General features: G+C 75.0%; 16 protein-coding genes. 10 read left to right on the forward strand and 6 right to left on the reverse strand.

Features of this window, described 5'->3' with window-relative positions:
• Positions 1-21 precede the first annotated feature (21 nt).
• Positions 22-1,692: a sensor histidine kinase gene (locus tag AC067U_RS16675; protein WP_478830412.1), complete on the forward strand. Its 1,671-nt coding sequence runs from the start codon at positions 22-24 to the stop codon at positions 1,690-1,692.
• Positions 1,689-2,411, forward strand: a complete 723-nt coding sequence (locus AC067U_RS16680) for a response regulator (protein WP_478830413.1) — start codon at positions 1,689-1,691, stop codon at positions 2,409-2,411. Before AC067U_RS16675 ends, AC067U_RS16680 begins: the two co-directional genes overlap by 4 nt.
• Here the strand turns inward: AC067U_RS16680 and melC2 are convergent.
• Positions 2,369-3,214: a tyrosinase MelC2 gene (gene melC2, locus AC067U_RS16685; protein ID WP_478830414.1), complete on the reverse strand. Its 846-nt coding sequence runs from the start codon at positions 3,212-3,214 to the stop codon at positions 2,369-2,371. The genes AC067U_RS16680 and melC2 overlap by 43 nt on opposite strands.
• Positions 3,211-3,630, reverse strand: coding sequence for an apotyrosinase chaperone MelC1 (melC1, locus tag AC067U_RS16690; RefSeq protein WP_478830415.1), 420 nt, complete (start codon positions 3,628-3,630; stop codon positions 3,211-3,213). The genes melC2 and melC1 overlap by 4 nt, the downstream gene beginning before the upstream one ends.
• 247 nt (positions 3,631-3,877) lie before the next feature.
• Here melC1 and gad point away from each other — a divergent pair, with 247 nt between their 5' ends.
• Positions 3,878-5,266 (forward strand): glutamate decarboxylase, encoded by a 1,389-nt coding sequence (gene gad / locus AC067U_RS16695; RefSeq protein WP_478830416.1) that lies wholly within the window; start codon positions 3,878-3,880, stop codon positions 5,264-5,266.
• Between the two features lie 38 nt (positions 5,267-5,304).
• Positions 5,305-5,871, forward strand: a complete 567-nt coding sequence (locus tag AC067U_RS16700) for a hypothetical protein (RefSeq protein WP_478830417.1) — start codon at positions 5,305-5,307, stop codon at positions 5,869-5,871.
• Between the two features lie 154 nt (positions 5,872-6,025).
• Here the strand turns inward: AC067U_RS16700 and AC067U_RS16705 are convergent, their stop codons facing one another.
• Positions 6,026-7,831, reverse strand: coding sequence for a sigma-70 family RNA polymerase sigma factor (locus tag AC067U_RS16705; protein ID WP_478830418.1), 1,806 nt, complete (start codon positions 7,829-7,831; stop codon positions 6,026-6,028).
• A gap of 268 nt (positions 7,832-8,099) precedes the next feature.
• The gene (locus AC067U_RS16710) at positions 8,100-8,978 is read right to left on the reverse strand and encodes an IclR family transcriptional regulator (protein WP_478830419.1); all 879 of its coding nucleotides are present in this window, start codon (positions 8,976-8,978) and stop codon (positions 8,100-8,102) included.
• Between the two features lie 95 nt (positions 8,979-9,073).
• Between AC067U_RS16710 and AC067U_RS16715 the strand changes: the two genes are divergently transcribed.
• From AC067U_RS16715 to AC067U_RS16725, 3 genes are read left to right on the forward strand one after another with little or no spacing between them, the layout of a single operon-like run.
• Positions 9,074-9,733, forward strand: a complete 660-nt coding sequence (locus AC067U_RS16715; RefSeq protein ID WP_478830420.1) for a bifunctional 4-hydroxy-2-oxoglutarate aldolase/2-dehydro-3-deoxy-phosphogluconate aldolase — start codon at positions 9,074-9,076, stop codon at positions 9,731-9,733.
• Complete coding sequence (locus AC067U_RS16720; protein WP_478830421.1) at positions 9,730-10,719, forward strand: PfkB family carbohydrate kinase; 990 nt, start codon at positions 9,730-9,732, stop codon at positions 10,717-10,719. Before AC067U_RS16715 ends, AC067U_RS16720 begins: the two co-directional genes overlap by 4 nt.
• A gap of 36 nt (positions 10,720-10,755) precedes the next feature.
• On the forward strand, positions 10,756-10,923 hold the full coding sequence (locus AC067U_RS16725; RefSeq protein WP_478830422.1) for a hypothetical protein: 168 nt from the start codon (positions 10,756-10,758) through the stop codon (positions 10,921-10,923).
• Positions 10,924-11,015: 92 nt separating this feature from the next.
• Here the strand turns inward: AC067U_RS16725 and AC067U_RS16730 are convergent, their stop codons facing one another.
• Entirely contained in the window at positions 11,016-12,293 is a 1,278-nt protein-coding gene (locus AC067U_RS16730; RefSeq protein WP_478830423.1) for a serpin family protein, read from the reverse strand.
• Between the two features lie 91 nt (positions 12,294-12,384).
• Positions 12,385-13,752: a glycoside hydrolase family 18 protein gene (locus AC067U_RS16735; RefSeq protein ID WP_478830424.1), complete on the reverse strand. Its 1,368-nt coding sequence runs from the start codon at positions 13,750-13,752 to the stop codon at positions 12,385-12,387.
• Positions 13,753-13,886: 134 nt separating this feature from the next.
• On the opposite strand from AC067U_RS16735, the gene AC067U_RS16740 reads away from it, so the two are divergent.
• From AC067U_RS16740 to AC067U_RS16750, 3 genes are all read left to right on the forward strand, one after another.
• Positions 13,887-14,759 carry an MBL fold metallo-hydrolase gene (locus tag AC067U_RS16740; RefSeq protein ID WP_478830425.1) on the forward strand — a complete coding sequence of 291 codons (873 nt, stop codon included), beginning with the start codon at positions 13,887-13,889 and terminating at the stop codon, positions 14,757-14,759.
• 391 nt (positions 14,760-15,150) lie between these two features.
• A complete protein-coding gene (locus AC067U_RS16745) occupies positions 15,151-15,942 on the forward strand; it encodes a sugar phosphate isomerase/epimerase family protein (protein WP_478830426.1) in 792 nt (263 codons plus the stop codon).
• A 164-nt stretch (positions 15,943-16,106) separates the two neighbouring features.
• Positions 16,107-16,289: a hypothetical protein gene (locus AC067U_RS16750; RefSeq protein WP_478830427.1), complete on the forward strand. Its 183-nt coding sequence runs from the start codon at positions 16,107-16,109 to the stop codon at positions 16,287-16,289.
• Positions 16,290-16,409: the final 120 nt, after the last annotated feature.

Genomic DNA, 16,409 nt, shown 5'->3' on the forward strand with positions numbered 1-16,409 from the left:
GCACGGTGCACACTGAGCGCCATGTTCCGGATCCCCCGCCCGCGCAGCCTGGCCGGCCAGCTGTTCGCCATGCAGGTGGTGCTGGTCGCGGTGGTCGTCGCGGGCTGTGCCGTGTTCGCCTATGCCGGGGCCCGCCGGCAGGCCGAGGAGGCCGCCGAGCGCCAGGCGGGCGCCGTCGCCCGCGCCGTCGCCGACTCCCCGTCCGTACGGGAGGCGGTACGCGGACCCGACCCGTCCGCCGCGCTGCAGCCGTACGCCGAACGGGTCCGCGCCGACTCCGGCGTGGACTTCGTCACGATCATGGCGCCGGACGGGCGGCGCTGGACCCACCCCGACCCGCGCCGGATCGGCGAGCGCTTCCTCGGCAACACCGGCCCGGCCCTGCGCGGCGAGACCTTCCACGAGACCTACACCGGCACCCTCGGGCCGTCCATCCGCGTGGTCACCCCGCTGCGCGACGGCGACCGGATCAGCGGCCTGGTCAGCGCGGGGATCACGGTCCGTGCGATCAGCGACCGGCTCGGCGGCCAGCTCACCGCGCTCGGCTGGGTCGCGGGCGGGGCCCTCGCCCTCGGCGGCGCCGGCACGTACGTGGTCAACGCCCGGCTGCGCCGCCACACCCACGGGCTGAACGCCCAGGGGCTGAGCCGGATGTACGACTACCACCAGGCCGCGCTGCACGCCGTCCGCGAGGGGCTGCTGATGCTCGACGGGCAGCGCCGGATCTCGCTGGTCAACGACGCGGGCCGGGAACTGCTGGGCCTGCGCGGGGACCTGGTCGGCGTGAACGTCGCCGACCTCGGGCTGCCCGCCCCGCTGACCGGCGCCCTGCTCGCCGACCGGGTACGGGTGGACGAGGTCCACCTCACCGCCGACCGCGTCCTGGTCGTCAACAGCTCCCCGGTGGCCGGCGGCGGCCGGCGCGGCACCGTGGTGACCCTGCGCGACCACACCGAACTCCAGGCGCTCACCGGCGAACTGGACCACGAGCGGGGCTTCACCCGGGCCCTGCGCTCCCAGGCGCACGAGGCGGCCAACCGGCTGCACACCGTGGTCTCGCTCATCGAACTCGGCCGTACCGAGGAGGCGGTGGAGTTCGCCACCGCCGAGCTGGAACTCGCCCAGGCCCTCACCGACCAGGTGCTCACCGCCGTCGGCGAACCGGTGCTGGCGGCCCTGCTGCTCGGCAAGGCCGCGCAGGCGCACGAACGGGGCGTGGAGCTGGTGGTCACCCCGGACAGCCGCAGCCTGCCGGCCGGGCCCGGCGGGCCCCCCGCCCGGGACCTGGTCACCGTGCTGGGCAACCTCATCGACAACGCCGTCGACGCACTGACCGGAACCCCGGGCGGGCGGATCTCGGTGACCGCCCGCCGGGACGGCGACGGTCTGCTGCTCAAGGTCGCCGACAACGGCCCCGGACTGCCGGCCGGGGTGGACGTGTTCCGGCGCGGCTGGTCGGGCAAGGGGGAGGGGCGCGGGCTGGGCCTGGCCCTGGTCCGGCAGACCGCCCAGCGGCACGGCGGCTCGGTGTCGGTGGCCGAAGTGCCGGACGGTGGCGCGGAGTTCAGCGTACGGATACCCCTGCGCGGGGCGGCGGAGCCGGCGCCGGACCGGGCCGACGGGGCGGATCCCGCCGGTGCCGGCGCGGGGGCCGGTGCCGGCACGGGTGCGGCCGCGGGAGGTGCGGAATGACCGGAACCGACTCCGGGGCACAGGCGGTGCGGGTGCTGGTCGTCGAGGACGACCCGGTCGCGGCCGACGCGCACGCGCTCTACGTCGGCCGGGTGCCCGGTTTCACCGTGGTCGGCACCGTGCACTCGCTCGCCGAGGCCACCCGGGTGCTGGACCGCACCCCGGTGGACCTGCTGCTGCTCGACCTGACCCTGCCCGACGGCCACGGGCTCCGTTTCGCCCGCACACTGCGCGCCTCCGGCCACCCCGCCGACGTGATCGCCGTGACCTCCGCACGGGACCTCGCGGTGGTCCGGGCGAGCGTCTCGCTCGGCGTGGTCCAGTACGTGCTCAAGCCCTTCGCCTTCCCCACCCTGCGCGAACGGCTGCTCCGCTACGCCGAGTTCCGCGCGGTGGCGGCGGCCGGCGAGGCGGCCGGGCAGGACGACGTGGACCGGGCCCTGGCGGCCCTGCGCGCCCCCCGTCCGGCCGCACTCCCCAAGGGGCTGAGCGCCCCCACCCTGGACCGGGTGTGCGCCCTGCTGCGCGCCGCCCCCGACGGGCTGACCGCGGCGGGGGCGGCGGAGGAGGCCGGCATCTCGCGGATCACCGCCCGCCGCTACCTGGAGCACCTGGTCGACACCGGCCGGGCGGCCCGCGCACCCCGTTACGGCCAGGTGGGCCGCCCGGAACTGACCTACCGCTGGCTGGCGGAGGCCGGCTCGGTGTCGAACGTGTAGAACTTCCGGTGGTCCAGCATGTCCGCCGGGGTCACGTCGTTCCACGGGCGCATCATGTCGTTCAGGTCGACCACGTTCGGCGTGCCGCCCGCGGGCAGGTACCGGGAGTCCGGGTGCCGCGCCTGCCATTCGGCCCACAGCTTGTCCACGTAGGCGTGGTGCATCCAGAACACCGGGTCGTTGGGGGAGACACCGGTGCCCATCTGCCCGCCGACCCACACGTGCACCCGGTTGTGCAGGTTGGCGCCGCGCCAGCCCTCCAGGTGGTTACGGAAGCCGTCGGAAGCGCTGTTCCAGGGTGCCTTGTCGTACTCGGCCATGCCGAGCACGTTCTCCACCTCGGCCCGGGTCGGCAGCTGTGCCACGCCGGCGCCGAGCGCGCGCCGCAGATAGGGCCGTCCGTCGACGCGGACCGATATCTCCCACTTGCCGCCCGAGTACGCGAACGGCCCGTCCAGGACCTGGCCGTCGCGGGCCCGGCCGGTGCCGCCGAGGAAGTCGGCGGCCCACAGGGAGGAACGGGAGGTCCGGTCGGCGGTCCAGTCCCAGTAGGGCAGGGCGACGGAGCCGTCCACCTTCTGGAGCTCCTGCTCGAACTCCAGCAGGAAGCGGCGGTGCCAGGGCAGGAAGGAGGGGGAGCGGTGGCCGACCCGGTCGCCCGAGTCGGTGTCGCCCATGATGAAGCCGTTGTGGGTGGTGACGAAGCGGTCGTAGACGCCGGTGCGCTTGAGCTCCAGCAGGGCCCCCACGAAGGCCTTCTTCTCGGCGGCGGTCAGGCTCGCCTGGTTCTTGCGGACGGTCATGCCGCACCGCCGAACGGGACGAGCGCGGCGCCCTGGAGCTCGCGGACCGCGGCCCGGGCCAGCGAGCGGACGTCGGCGTACGTCTCGTAGTGGTTGACGACGCTGATCCAGCTGCCGTCGGCGTTGCGCATCACGTGCAGTTCGCGCCCGTCGATCCGGACGGCCGGGGCGCCGGGCGACGCGTGGCCGCCGTGGTGTCCGCCGTGTCCGCCGTGGCCCCCGCCGTCCGCGGGGGTGATCTGTATCCGCCGGCCGAGGTAGACCTCGTCGACGGTGCCCGGCGCGGCGGCCGGGGCGGCGGAGGGGGACGGGGTGGTGCCCGCGGTGGTGACCGCGTGGGCCGTGGTCGCGAGTCCGAGGGCCGTGAGGGTGGCGGCCGAGGTACTCAGCGCACGACGCCTGGTGATCTTGTTCATGACCGCAAGGAGTACCAGCGCCGGTACGGGGAGTGGCCAAGATTCGGACATCACCGGATAAGTTGTGTTTTGAACACAATTGATGATCTTCCCGTTCGAGCCGGCTCCAGTGGCCCGAACGGGAAGATCTTGCTTCGAAAGCTTACTCGACGGGAGATTCTCCCGTTCGGCCGGGTGGTGATGAGCAGGCTCACACCGTCGACTCGTCCTGAACGTTCCAGTGCCAAATCTCCCATATAGTCCCGATATGGCACTTCATGAGATGAAGGACCCCCGTGATCTGGGCGCCGAGACCGACGTCTTCAGCTCCGCCCTGAGCGACCAGGTGCTGCCGAAGTACCGGATGCCCGACGGCCCCTCGGTCCCCCGCGTCGTCCACCAGCTGCTCCGCACCGAACTGCTCCTCGACGGCAACGCGGCGCAGAACCTCGCCACCTTCTGCACCACCTGGTCGGACGACGAGGTCCATACGCTGATGAACGAATGCCTCGACAAGAACATGATCGACAAGGACGAGTACCCGCAGACCGCCGAGATCGAAGAGCGCTGCGTGAACATCCTGGCCGATCTGTGGAACGCCCCGGCCGGGGCCAGCGCCACCGGCTGCTCCACCACCGGCTCCAGCGAGGCCGCCATGCTCGGCGGGCTCGCCCTCAAGTGGCGCTGGCGGGCCCGGCAGCAGGCCGCCGGCCGCCCGGCCGACCGCCCCAACCTGGTCTGCGGCCCCGTGCAGATCTGCTGGGAGAAGTTCGCCCGGTACTTCGACGTGGAACTCCGGCAGGTTCCGGTGGAGCCGGGCGCCACCGGCCTCCAGCCCCACCAGCTCGCCGAGTACGTCGACGAGAACACCATCGGCGTGGTGGCCATCCTCGGTGTCACGTACACCTGCGACTACGAGCCCGTCGCCGAGATCGCCGCCGAACTCGACCGGATCCAGGCCGAGCACGGCTGGGACGTCCCCGTGCACGTCGACGCCGCCAGCGGCGGCTTCGTCGCACCCTTCCTCCACCCCGACGTCGTGTGGGACTTCCGCCTGCCGCGCGTCGCCTCGGTCAACACCTCCGGCCACAAGTACGGGCTCGCCCCGCTGGGCGTCGGCTGGATCGTCTGGCGCACCGCCGACCTGCTGCCCGAGGAACTCGTCTTCCGGGTCGACTACCTCGGCGGCAACATGCCGACCTTCGCGCTGAACTTCTCCCGCCCCGGCGGCGAGGTCATCGCCCAGTACTACCTGTTCCTGCGGCTGGGCCGGGAGGGCTACCGCCGGGTCCAGCAGACCTGCGCCGACACCGCCGGGTTCCTCGCCGGGAAGATCGCCGAGATGGGGCCGTTCACGCTGCTCTACGACGGCACGGGCGGACTCCCGGCGGTCTCCTACACGCTCACCGACCCCGACGGCACCCCCTTCACCCTGTACGACCTCTCCGACCGGCTCCGGATGCGCGGCTGGCAGGTCCCCACGTACCCGCTGCCGGAGGGCCGCCAGGACACCGTCATCCAGCGCGTGCTGATCCGCCACGGCGTGACCCTCGACCAGATCGCCCTGCTGGCCGAGGACATGCGCCGCGCCATCGACCACCTCACCGAGGCGCCCCCACCCCCGGTCGCCCACCCGAAGTCCGGATTCCACCACTAGCCCACCGGCCGTTCACCGCCGTTCCCTAGCGTCCGGCCGTGACCACGTCGAACCAACACTCGCCCGCTTCCGGCCGGGCCCCGGCGCCCTCGGGCCTGGCCGGAGTCGTGGGCGCCGCCCTGCTCCTCGCCATCGGGGCGGTGCCGCTGCTGATGCTGCCGGAATCGGACCGGGTGGCCGCTGTGTCCACCGGCGAGGCCCTGGCGTTGTGGGCCTGCGCGCCGGTGGCGGCCTGGATCGGGCTGGCCCTCGTGGCGATGGGCTGCGTCGGGGCCCGGGAATGGTGGGTCCTGCGCACCCGGGGTGTCATGGCGGAGGGCAGCCGGCGGCCCGGCATCCCGGACGGCGGGGGCTCCGCGCGGACCGTCTACGCGTTCACCGCCGCGGACGGCACGCCCCACCGGCTGGAGGCCGCCGCGCCCGGTCCGGACACGGCCGAGATCACCTATGATCCGCGCGATCCGGAAGTGCACGCACAGTCGGACGACCTCCCCTCGTACATCGTCCTGGCGAGCCTGCTGGCCGTGTCCGGGCTCGGGGCGGGCGCGCTGAGCGCGTTCTTCTGGATCCGGTCCGGCGGTGAGCTGATCGCCCGCGCGTTCTGATTCCGACGGGTGGTCGGCGGCGGTCCCGGGGCGACGCGGTCGCCCACCCCCGCGCCGACCGGCCTGTTCGGCGGGCGGTGCCACGCTCCGGTGCCCGGATGCCGCCAGGACGCCCGGAGCGCCACGGGTCCGCACACCCCGTGCGGACGGCCCCCTACCGCTTGGCGCCGAAGTTCTGCGTCCACCAGGGGCCGCCGGAGCCCTTGTGGATGCCCACGCCGATGTCCTTGAAGGAGCAGTTGAGGATGTTGGCGCGGTGCCCGGAGCTGTTCATCCAGGAGTTCATCACCGACTCGGGGGTCTGCTGTCCGCGCGCGATGTTCTCGCCGTAGGTCGACCACCGGTAGCCGGACTGGGTGGTCCGGTCGCCGGGGTCCTCGCCGTCGGGGTTGGTGTGGTCGAAGAAGTCCCGGGCCGACATGTCGTCGGAGTGCCCCTGGGCGGCGTTCCGCAGCTGGGCGTCCTCCTTGAGCGGACCGCAGCCCGCCGCTGCCCGCTCCTTGTTGACCAGGGCCACCACCTGCGCCGCGAGGCCGGACGGGGTGGCGCCGCCGTTCGGCTTCACGGTGGACGGGCGGGGGCTCGGCTTGGCCGCACTCTTCGTCGGCGAGGGGGTCCCGGCCGGAGAGGCGCTCTTGGACGCACCGGCGGAGGGCGAGGCCGACGCGGAAGCGGAGGTGGATGCGGAAGCCGAGGCCGAAGCCGAAGCGGATGCGGACGTGGACGCGGAGGGCGACGGCGGGGCGGCGGGGTCCGAGGCCGCCGGAACGCCCAGCGGGGACGCCGGAGCGCCCTGCACGATCCGGTCCCCGGCCTCTTCGCCGTCCGGGGACCCCAGGTACCAGAAGGCCCCGCCGGCCACACAGGCCGCGGCCACGGCCCCGCCGACGGCCCGGCGCCTGCGCGCACCCGCGCGGGCCTTGCGCGCACCGGTGCGGAAGCCCTCGCCGTGGTGCCCCACGGTCGTGGCGGGGTCCGCGTCCCCGGCCCCGCCGCCGGCTCCGTTCCCGGCCCCGTCCCCGGCGTACGCGGCACCGGTGGTGGTGCCGTGCGCGCCCGTCGCGTCGTACGCACCCCGCGCGCCCTGCGGGCCGGCCGGTCCGCCCCACGCCGCCGGGGAGGTGCCCATGGCCGCCGTGGAGGAGGCCGCCACGGCGGACCGTACGCCGGCCAGCAGCGCCGCCGACACCGGTATCAGGGCCAGCCCGGCCAGCAGTCCCTCCGCCGGGACCAGGCCCGCCCACAGGCCCGAGCAGCGCATGCACTCCCGGGCGTGCCGGGCTATTCGCTTGCGCCACAGGGCCGAGGGCCGGCCGTCCCAGCCGGCCAGCACCGCCCGCAGCTCCTCGCAGGGCGGAACCGCGTCGAGTGCCCGGACCACCACCCGGGCCGCCTCCAGCTGCGCCTTCATCCGCTGTACGCGGACCGCCGTGTGCTGCGGGGTCAGTTCGAGGGCGGCGGCCACCTCGGCCCGGGTCAGCTCGCCGGCGCACTCCAGCCACCACAGCGACAACAGCCCGCGGTCGTCCGGTTCCAGCCAGCGGGTGGCGCGGGCCGTCTCCTGGCGCTGTCCGGCCAGCTGCAGCCGGACCACGGTGAGGTCGACGAAGTCGGCCCCCGGATCGGCGAGTTCCTCGGCGGCGTCCAGACCGTAGGGGCCGGTCTGCCGGTCCTGCCAGTGCGCCCGCACCCGGTTCATGGCGATGGCCACCAGCCAGGACCGGAAGCTCTCCGGGGAGCGGAGCCCGCCCAGTCCGTCCAGCGCGCGGAGCATGGTGTCCTGGACCACGTCGTCGACGTCCACGGAACCGCCCAGCGCCCGCCCGACAACGTTGTAGACGAGCGGGAGGTGCGCGCTGACGAGGTCGTCCTGCGCCCTGGGGTCGCCTTCACGGGCCGCCACGACGAGTGCTGCGAACTCCGCCGACCCCGCGGAACCTGCCGTGTGCTGTGTGCTCATGTCCAACTTCCCTGTCTTGCCGCCGGCCGATGATGCCCAATGCCCAGGAGACCGCCCAGAGGGAACTGGATAACACTTATCCGATAGTCGGATCGGAACGATAGGGCGAGCGGACGTGCGCGTGTCGCTGAACGGGCCCCCTCGGACCGGACATCCGGGACTCGATGGCCGGAAACCGGCGCCCGCCACGGCCTGCGCGGGCCGGCCGGGACGGGCCGGAGCGGCCGGGAAGGCCCGCGGCCGGGGCGGGCATTCGGGTGAACCCGCCTCAGAGCAGCGGGGCCAGGGCCTCCGCCGCCGCGCGTACGGCGGGGGCGTACGACTCCAGCTCCTCGCGGCCGGTCAGGAAGGTGACAGTGGTCACACTGACCCCGCCGACGGGCCGGCCCGCCGGACCGGGGACCGCGGCGCCGACGCACCGGATGGTCGGCTCGTTCTCCTCGTCGTCCACGGCGAAGCCCCGGGCCCGGACCCGTTCGAGTTCCGCCTCCAGGGCCGGCGCCGTGGTCAGGGTGTTCGGCGTGCGCCCGGCCAGCCCGGCGGCGCCGGTCAGCGCGCGCACCTCGGCGGCCGGGAGTCCGGCGAGTACGGCCTTGCCGATGGCCGTGGAGTGCAGCGGCATCCGCATGCCCACCCGTGAGGCGGTCCGGAACGGCCGGTCGCTCTCCAGCTTCCGGATGTAGGTGATGGTGTGTCCGCTGTGCAGGGCCAGGTGGACGGTCTGCCCGGTGGCCTCCCGCAGCCCGGCCAGGATCCGCCCGACGCTCTCCGGCTCGCCCCCGGTCACCAGCGCGGACAGGCCGCGCAGCCGAGGGCCCACCCCGTACCGGCTCTCGGCCTCCGCCCGTACGTAGCCCTGTTCGGCGAGCGAGGCCAGGATGCGGTGGGTGCTCGACTTCGGTACGCCGGCCGCGGCCGCGAGGGCGGTCAGCCGGTGGGGTCCGCCCGGCGCGGCGACCGCCTCCAGGATCCGCATCGACTTCTCCAGGGCCGTGCCGGCCGCGGAGGCCCGGCCGCCGCGCGCCGCGGCCGATGGCACTCGGTGCGTGCTGTCCGGGCCGTGCGGGCCGTCCGTGTCGTCGGTGTCGTGCGTTGCGTGCGTGCCGTCCGTGCCGAGCGTGGCGTGCGTGCCGTCCGTTCCGTCCATGGGCTTCGGATCCCCCTGAGTGGGTAGGTTCGGTGTGCGAAGTTCCGCTACACGATACTCAGTTCCATTGCGTGGAACGATTGGGGAGGGGATCCGTGGACCAGGTGACAGCCGTGGGCAGTCGGGCGGGGTTCGCCCCCGGCCACCCGTTCGCCGTCCTCGCCACCCAGCGGCTGCTGCCCGTACTCCGGTCCGCCGACGCGGACCTGGCCGTCAGGCGGACCGCCGCCCTGCTGGCCGCGGGCTGCCGGGCGGTGGAGCTGACCACCTCCACACCCGGCTGGGCCGATGCCCTCGCCCGTACGGCGGTGCTCACCGGAGCCGACGGCCGTCCCGCCCTCGTCGGCCTCGGAACGGTCACCACCGCCGCCCAGGCCGAGACCGCGCTGGACGCCGGAGCCGCCTTCCTGGTCTCGCCCTACCCGGCACCGGAGGTGCGCGCGGTCGCCGTCCGGCGTGACGCCGCCTTCCTCGAGGGCGGGTTCACGCCCGCCGAGATCGCCGCGGCCGTCCGCGCGGGCGGCGCCGCCAAGCTCTTCCCCGCGCACGTCCTCGGACCTGGCTTCCTGTGCTCCCTGGCGGCCGTCCTCCCCGGTGCGCTGCTCGTCCCGACGGGTGGCATCCGGCCCGCCGAGGTGCCCGACTGGCTCGAAGCGGGTGCCGCCGCCGTCGGCCTCGGCAGCGGACTGCCGGACGACCCGGCCGAACTCGCCTCGCTGTTCGCCGGCCCGCCCGACCGCGAGGACCGCCCGTGACCGGCCGTCCCGAGACTCCCGCCCGGGGCGGCTACGAGGTCCTGGTCCTCGGCGAGGTCCTGGTCGAGGTGCACTCCGGCCGTCCGTTGCGGGACGCAGTTCCCGGCACCCCGGCCCGGATCTCCTACTCCGGCGACGCCCTCAACACGGCCGCGGCGGCGGCCGCCGCCGGAGCGCGCACGGCTCTGCTGGCCGTCGTGGGCGAGGACGAGCTGAGCGTCCCGCTGCTGGAGCGGGCCGCCGGCCTCGGCATCGACGTCCGCCACGTCCGCCGTTCGCCCCGCCCCAACGGCGCCTACCTCCTGGCCGCGGACACCGAGGGCGACCGCGGGTTCGTGTACTGGCGTGCCGGGAGCGCCGGGTCCACCCTCTCCGCCGGGCACGTCGAGTCCTGGCTGCCGCTGCTCACCTCCGGAGCGGCCCTGATCACCAGCGGGATCACCGGCGCGCTCTCGGCGACCAGCCGCGACGCGGTGATCGCCGCCGCCGGGGCCGTGCACGCGGCCGGCGGGCACCTCTCGTACGACCCGAACTTCCGCGCCCGGCTGACCTCCCCGCGCGAGGCCCGTGAGCTGCTGGCCTCGATCGCCCCGCTGGCCGGGCTGCTGAAGACCTCCTGCCCGTCCGACGCCCGTGCCCTGGTCGGCACCGCCGACCCGGGGACGGCCGCCGCGCGGTACCGGGAGCTGGGCGCGCGGGCCGTCGCGGTCACGGCGGGCGCCGGACGGCTGCTGCTGCACGAGGGCGCGGGCCCGGGCCGCTTCCTCCCGGTCCCGGTGAACCCGGCCCCGGTCGACGCCACCGGTGCCGGGGACTGCTTCACCGGAACGGTCACGGCCCGGCTGGCCCTGGGCGACCCCTTGCCGACGGCCGTCAGGTACGGGGCGGCCGCCGCCTCCCTGTCGGTCTCGGGGCGCGGTGGCACGGGCCGCGTCCCGTCCTTCGCGGAGACGGCCGCCCTGGCGGCAGGCCAGTCCGCTCCCTGATCCGGGGGAGCCCGCAGTGCGTCACCCCTGCCCGAGGTGGCCGACCCCGGTGCGGGCGAGCCCGCGCACGCGCCGCGCAACCGGCCGACCTCGACGGCCACGGTGTTCACCGAGCCCGAGTGCGAGGGGGACTGCTTCACGCTCCGGCCGCTCGGGGGCCGGGGCTCCGAGCGGCTGAAGCTGCGCTCCGTCGTGTTCGGCTGACCCGCCCTGCCGGCGCGCTGCTCGCCGGGGCCGGTACCCGGACGGCTCTACGCCGCCGGGGCCGGGTCCTCGTCGTCCAGGTCCTGGTCGTCTCAGTCCTGGCCGTCCCGGTCCTCGACCTCCCAGGCCGCCGCTTCCTCCCGTTCCTTCTCTTCCTGGGACTTTTCCGGCTCCGGGGTGTGGGGGAGCGGTTCGCCCACCCAGCCCGCGGCCAGCACGAGCCGGGAGGACCGCTGTACCGCGAGGAAGCCGAAGGGCCGGTCGAACCGGAGGTCGACGGCCCGGACGCGGTACCGCGGGCGCGGCGGGATGCCGGCCCCCGCCGCGGCGAAGGCGGTGACGGCCGCGGCCTCGAACCCCTCGGCGTGGAAACGCGCCATCGCCGCCTGGCTGCCCGACCCGATGAGGAGCGGATCGCTGCTGATCCCCGGAAAGTGGCCGGCGGCGATGCGCGTGGCGGCAGTCTCCAGGCCGAACAGCCCGGCGTGGTCCAGGAGGTCGTGTTCGGCCTCCACGGAGAAGGCCACCGTGTCGATGTCGAGCCGGGGTTCCGGCCGGTAGGCCGCTTCCCGGCGGACATGCAGGCCCGGTCCGGCCGCGCCCCAGGGCAAGGAGAAGCCGTCGACCGAGGGTACGGCGCGGGTCACGGCGTCGATGCCGCCGGTCAGCACCTGCCCCGCGGCGGCCTCCGGCGCGCCGAGCACGAGGTGGACGTCCACTCCGCCGTCACCGACCACCTCCAGCACGGTGACCGGCCCGGTGGGCGCCTCGGCGACCCGGACGCGGTGCAGCAGCGAGGTGCTGCGGTGCAGCCCCACGACCTTCCGGCCGGCCCACGGACCCTCGTCCATCACTGCGGGCCAGTCGTGGAAGGGCCGGATCCACCGGAGCCGCAGGGCCAGGGCGGACGCGAGCACCAGCCTGGTGTCCTGGTTCAGTGCCACGGGCATCCGCTCGATGAGGCCGCCCGTCCGCTCGGCGGCCCAGCCGTCCAGCGCCTCGCCGTCCACGGCCGCGTCGCCGGTCAGGGTGCCGCGCGCGCCCTCGGGCAGTCGCGCCGCCCAGTCCGGTTCCAGCGGCAGTTCGCCGTCGGACCAGAGCCCGACGGCGGCCTGGAGACCGGGTACGCGCCCCAGCGCGGTGAGCAGTTCCCGCGACGCGGCGGCAGCCCGGTCGGCGGGTATGCCGAGCGCTTCGGCCAGCTCCCGCCTGGCCGGGCCGTCCGCGCCGTCCGCCAGCAGGGCGAGCAGCGGCCATACCCCGGCCGCGGTCAGCACCGTGCCGGTGCGGCCGTCGGGGGCGACCACGGCCCCCGCCCACCGGCCGGTCAGCCGGTTGACCGCGCGGACCGTCGAATTCCTCATGTTCATGGCGGGAGGGTACGTGGTGGGCGCCGCCGGGCCGGACCGGTTTTCCGCGGCCCGGCGGCGCCGGTCAGGGGCGGCCGGGCCGCCGGTCCCGTCAGCGGCCGCGCAGGCCCCGGTCGACGGCCCTGATCAGCTCGCCGTCCGCGGTGTCCGCGTCCAGCGACCAGAACATGGCCCCGCCCAGGCCGCGTTCGCGGACGTACGCCGACTTCGTCCGCAGCACCTGCGGGTCGTCGTAGGTCCACAGCGTGTTCCCGTCGAACAGCCAGGCGTGCCCGCCGCGCAGGTCCCGGTGCAGGGTGTACGTCCCGCTGCGAGCGAGCTTCTCGAGGGCCTCGTAGTCCTCGTAGCCGGGGGCCCAGGTGGCCGGTGCCGGGCCGGTGGCCGGCTGTCCCATACCGTCCCCGCCGCCGCTCACCCCGGTCCAGCCCTGCCCGTAGAACGGCATCCCGACCACCAGCTTGTGCGCGGGTGCGCCGCGCCGCAGCCAGGCGTCGACCGTGCCGTCCACGCTGAAGTCCCGGCGCGCGTACAGCGCGGACTGCTGGGCGGTCGTCCGCTCGCCCGACACGTGGAAGTCGTAACCCTGGAGGGTGACGAAGTCCAGGTCCCGCATGATGCGGCGGACGTCGAAGCCCGCGTCGATCTTGGCCGGGGCGGCCGGCACGAACGCGGTGAGCTCGTACTTCTTCCGCTGGGTGCGTCCGTACGCGTCCATCTGGGTACGGAACTCACGCACCAGCTCGGTGAAGTTGCGCCGGTCCTCGGGGCGGTACCTGGTGTCGGTGTCGCCCGCCGAGCCAGGCCACTCCCAGTCGAGGTCGATGCCGTCGAAGATGCCGGCGGCCGAGCCGGCGCCGCCCCGGGTGCCGTCCTGGGGGAGATCGCCCTTCAGGTACAGGTCGACGCAGGACTTGACGAAGGCGCGGCGCGACTCGGGGGTGAGCGCGGCGTCCGAGAAGTGGGTGGACCAGCTCCAGCCGCCGAGCGAGATCAGCACCTTCAGGTGCGGGTGCCTGGCCTTGAGTTCGCGCAGCTGGTTGAAGTTCCCGGCGACCGGCTGCTGCCAGTCGTCGGCGACCCCGTCGACGGAGTTCCCGGCGTCCAGCGGGCGGACGTAGTCGGCCCAGGCGTCCGCCTCGCCGGGGACGTTGCCGGTGAAGCACTTTCCGTCCGGGCCGACGTTCCCGAAGGCGTAGTTGACGTGGGTGAGTCTGGCCGCGGCGCCGCTCGTGTCGAGGTCCTGGACCTGGAAGTCCCGTCCGTAGACGCCCCACTGGGTGAAGTAGCCGACGCGCTTGAAGGGGCGGGCGCTGCGGCCGTCCTCGCCGGGGGCCGCGGAGGCGGCCGGGGCGGGGGCGCCGGCGGTTTCGGGGCGGGCACTGGCGGCGGGCGCGAACGCGGCCAGCAGGGAGAGGGAGCAGGCGGCGACGGCGAGCCTGCCGGACATGCTGCGGCGCATGGGTGTCCTTTGCGTCGGGGCGTGAAAGGTCCTGTGCGGTGCATGCCGGAAACTATTGGTCTGGACCAGGCGGGTCAAGGGTGAGTACCGGCCAGGCGGCGGAGGGGGCCCTTCCGGGAGTTAGGGTGCCGCTCATGGCCAGGGACACGAAAAGCGCGCCCGGCGGCGGAGCCGGCCCCACCCGCACGCTCGCGGACCGGAGCGGGCCGGTTTCCGAGACCGTGCCCCTCCGCCTCACCGTGCTCGGCAGCGCCACCCCGTACCCCGCCGTGGACAACCCCTGCTCCGGCTACCTCCTGGAGCACGCGGGCACCCGGCTGTGGATCGACGCCGGCACCGGCACCCTGGCCGCCCTCCAGCGGCACGCCCGGCTCGACCGGATCGACGCCCTCTGGATCTCCCACCTGCACGCCGACCACTGCGCCGACCTGCTCACCGCCTACTACGCCCTGCTGTACGCCGACCTCGAACCGGCCGCGCCGCTCCCGCTGTTCGGGCCGCCCGGGATCGCCGACCGGCTCGCCGGCTTCCTCACCAACGGCCCGCGCCGCAGCCCCGTCGAGTCCGCCTTCGCCGTTCAGGAGCTCTACGACGGCCACACCGTGCGCATCGGGCGGCTCCGCCTCACCAGCCGGTCCGTGGCCCACGGACTGCCCGCCTTCGCCCTGCGCGTCGACGCGCCCGGTACCTCACTGGCCTACTCCGGGGACTGCGAACCCTGCCCGGCCCTGACCGAACTCGCCGCCGGATGCGAGGTCCTGCTGTGCGAGGCAGACGGCACCTCCGAAGGCCACCACACCCCGGAACAGGCCGGCGAGACCGCCCGCGAGGCCGGCGCCGCCCGCCTGATCGTCACGCACGTCGGCCGCGGCATCCCGCCCGAAGAGGCCGTGACCCGCGCCGCCGGACGCTTCACCGGCACGGTCCACCACGCCGATCCGAACCGTACGTTCACCTTGGGCGCGGGCGCGGGCGCGGGGCCGGGCACCGGCACGGGCAACTGCTGACCCGCGACCGGTGCCTCCGGCCGGCCCGCCGCCACCCGTACACCGCCGCGGCGTTGTCCCGGGCCGGGCGGGCCCGCCCGGCGGGGCCCGTGGCCGCCGTCGCCATCGCGAGGAACCGCCGCCGGCCCGCCCCGGCCCCGGCGCGGGGGAGGTACGAGGCGTGCGGTGTACGGCGTACGGCACGCCGGACCGGCGAGCGGGGGACCGGCCCTCCGGCCCGCTCGGATGAGACGATGGCGCGGAACGCGAGGAGGCGCGGCACCGGGCGGTGAGCCTCGCCGAGGCCGCGGGACGTCCTCCCGGGGCCCGGCGGTGGCCCGGGCCACCCGCTTCGCGTCGCCTGAGCGGTTCGACCGGCCGCCCGCCCCCGCGAGGAAGCGACCATGACGTCATGAAGTACGCCTTCTCCACCCTCGGCCTTCCCGGCAGCACCGTCGCCGAGGCCGCCGCCCTCGCCGCCGAGCACGGCTTCGACGGAGTGGAACTCCGCGCCCACGCCGAGGAACCCCTCCATCCCGGCACCCCGAACGCCGACCGGGCCGCCGCGGTCCGTACCTTCGCCGCCGCCGGGGTCACCGTGCTCGCCGTCGCCGGCTACGCCAAGGTGGCCGCCGCCGGGGAGGACGATCCGATCGTCGCCGAGCTGCTCTCGCTGATCGTCCTCGCCGCCGACCTCGGTGCACCCTTCATCCGGGTGTTCCCCGGCGGCGGGCGCCTCCCCGAGCCCGAGGCCGACTCCCACGCGGTGCGCCGGCTCACCGCCGCGGCCCCGTTCGCCGAGCGCCACGGCGTACGGATCCTGCTGGAGACCCACGACTCGCACCGCACCGGAGCCGCCGCCGGACGGGTGCTGGACCGGGTCGCCCATCCGGCGGTCGGCGCCCTATGGGACGTGCTGCACACCTGGCTCGCCGGGGAGCAGCCGGACGAGTCGCGGCGGGCCCTCGCCGGACACCTGGGGTACGTGCAGGTCAAGGACGTGGCCTCGACGACCGAGCCGACCCCGCTCGGTCTGGGCGAGGGAGTGGTACCGCTCGCCGAGGCCGTGGCCTGCGCACCGGCCGACGGCTGGCTCTGCTGGGAGTACGAGAAGCGCTGGCACCCCGACGCCGCCGACCTGCCCGGCCGCCTCGGCCGCGGCCGGGAACACCTGGCCCGCCTCGCGGCCGGCGCGGCCACATGAGGCACCCGCGGAACCACGCGGCGACCGGCGCGCCGAGCGTCCGAGCCCGTCCGAGCCCGTCCGAGCCCGTCCGGGCCCACCGCCCGCACCGCCATGCGGATGCCCGTGCCCGGGCGTCGCGGGCAGGCTCCGGTGATGCCGACCGACATCAGCGGAATGATCGAATGCCGGCCGGGGGCCGGGCGTGGAGTCCGGACGACGAGGGCTCCGCCCGGGAAGCCGCCATCGACCTCCTCCTGCTCAACGAGGGCAACGCCTACGACGGCCCGGCCTGTCTCTTCGGAATCCGCAACCACTCCGACTTCCGCCCCCTGGCCGAAGGCCGTGTCGTCATCTGGTTCCACTAGTCGGCAGCCCGGCCATCGTCCGGCCGATGCCAGCCGGCCGGACGGCCGGGACCGGAATCCCCGGTCCCGGCGCGGCGCATGCTCACCCGCGGCCGGGACGGAGGCGAGGTGACGGACCGG

The organism is Streptomyces sp. NPDC043853 (genome assembly GCF_056436025.1).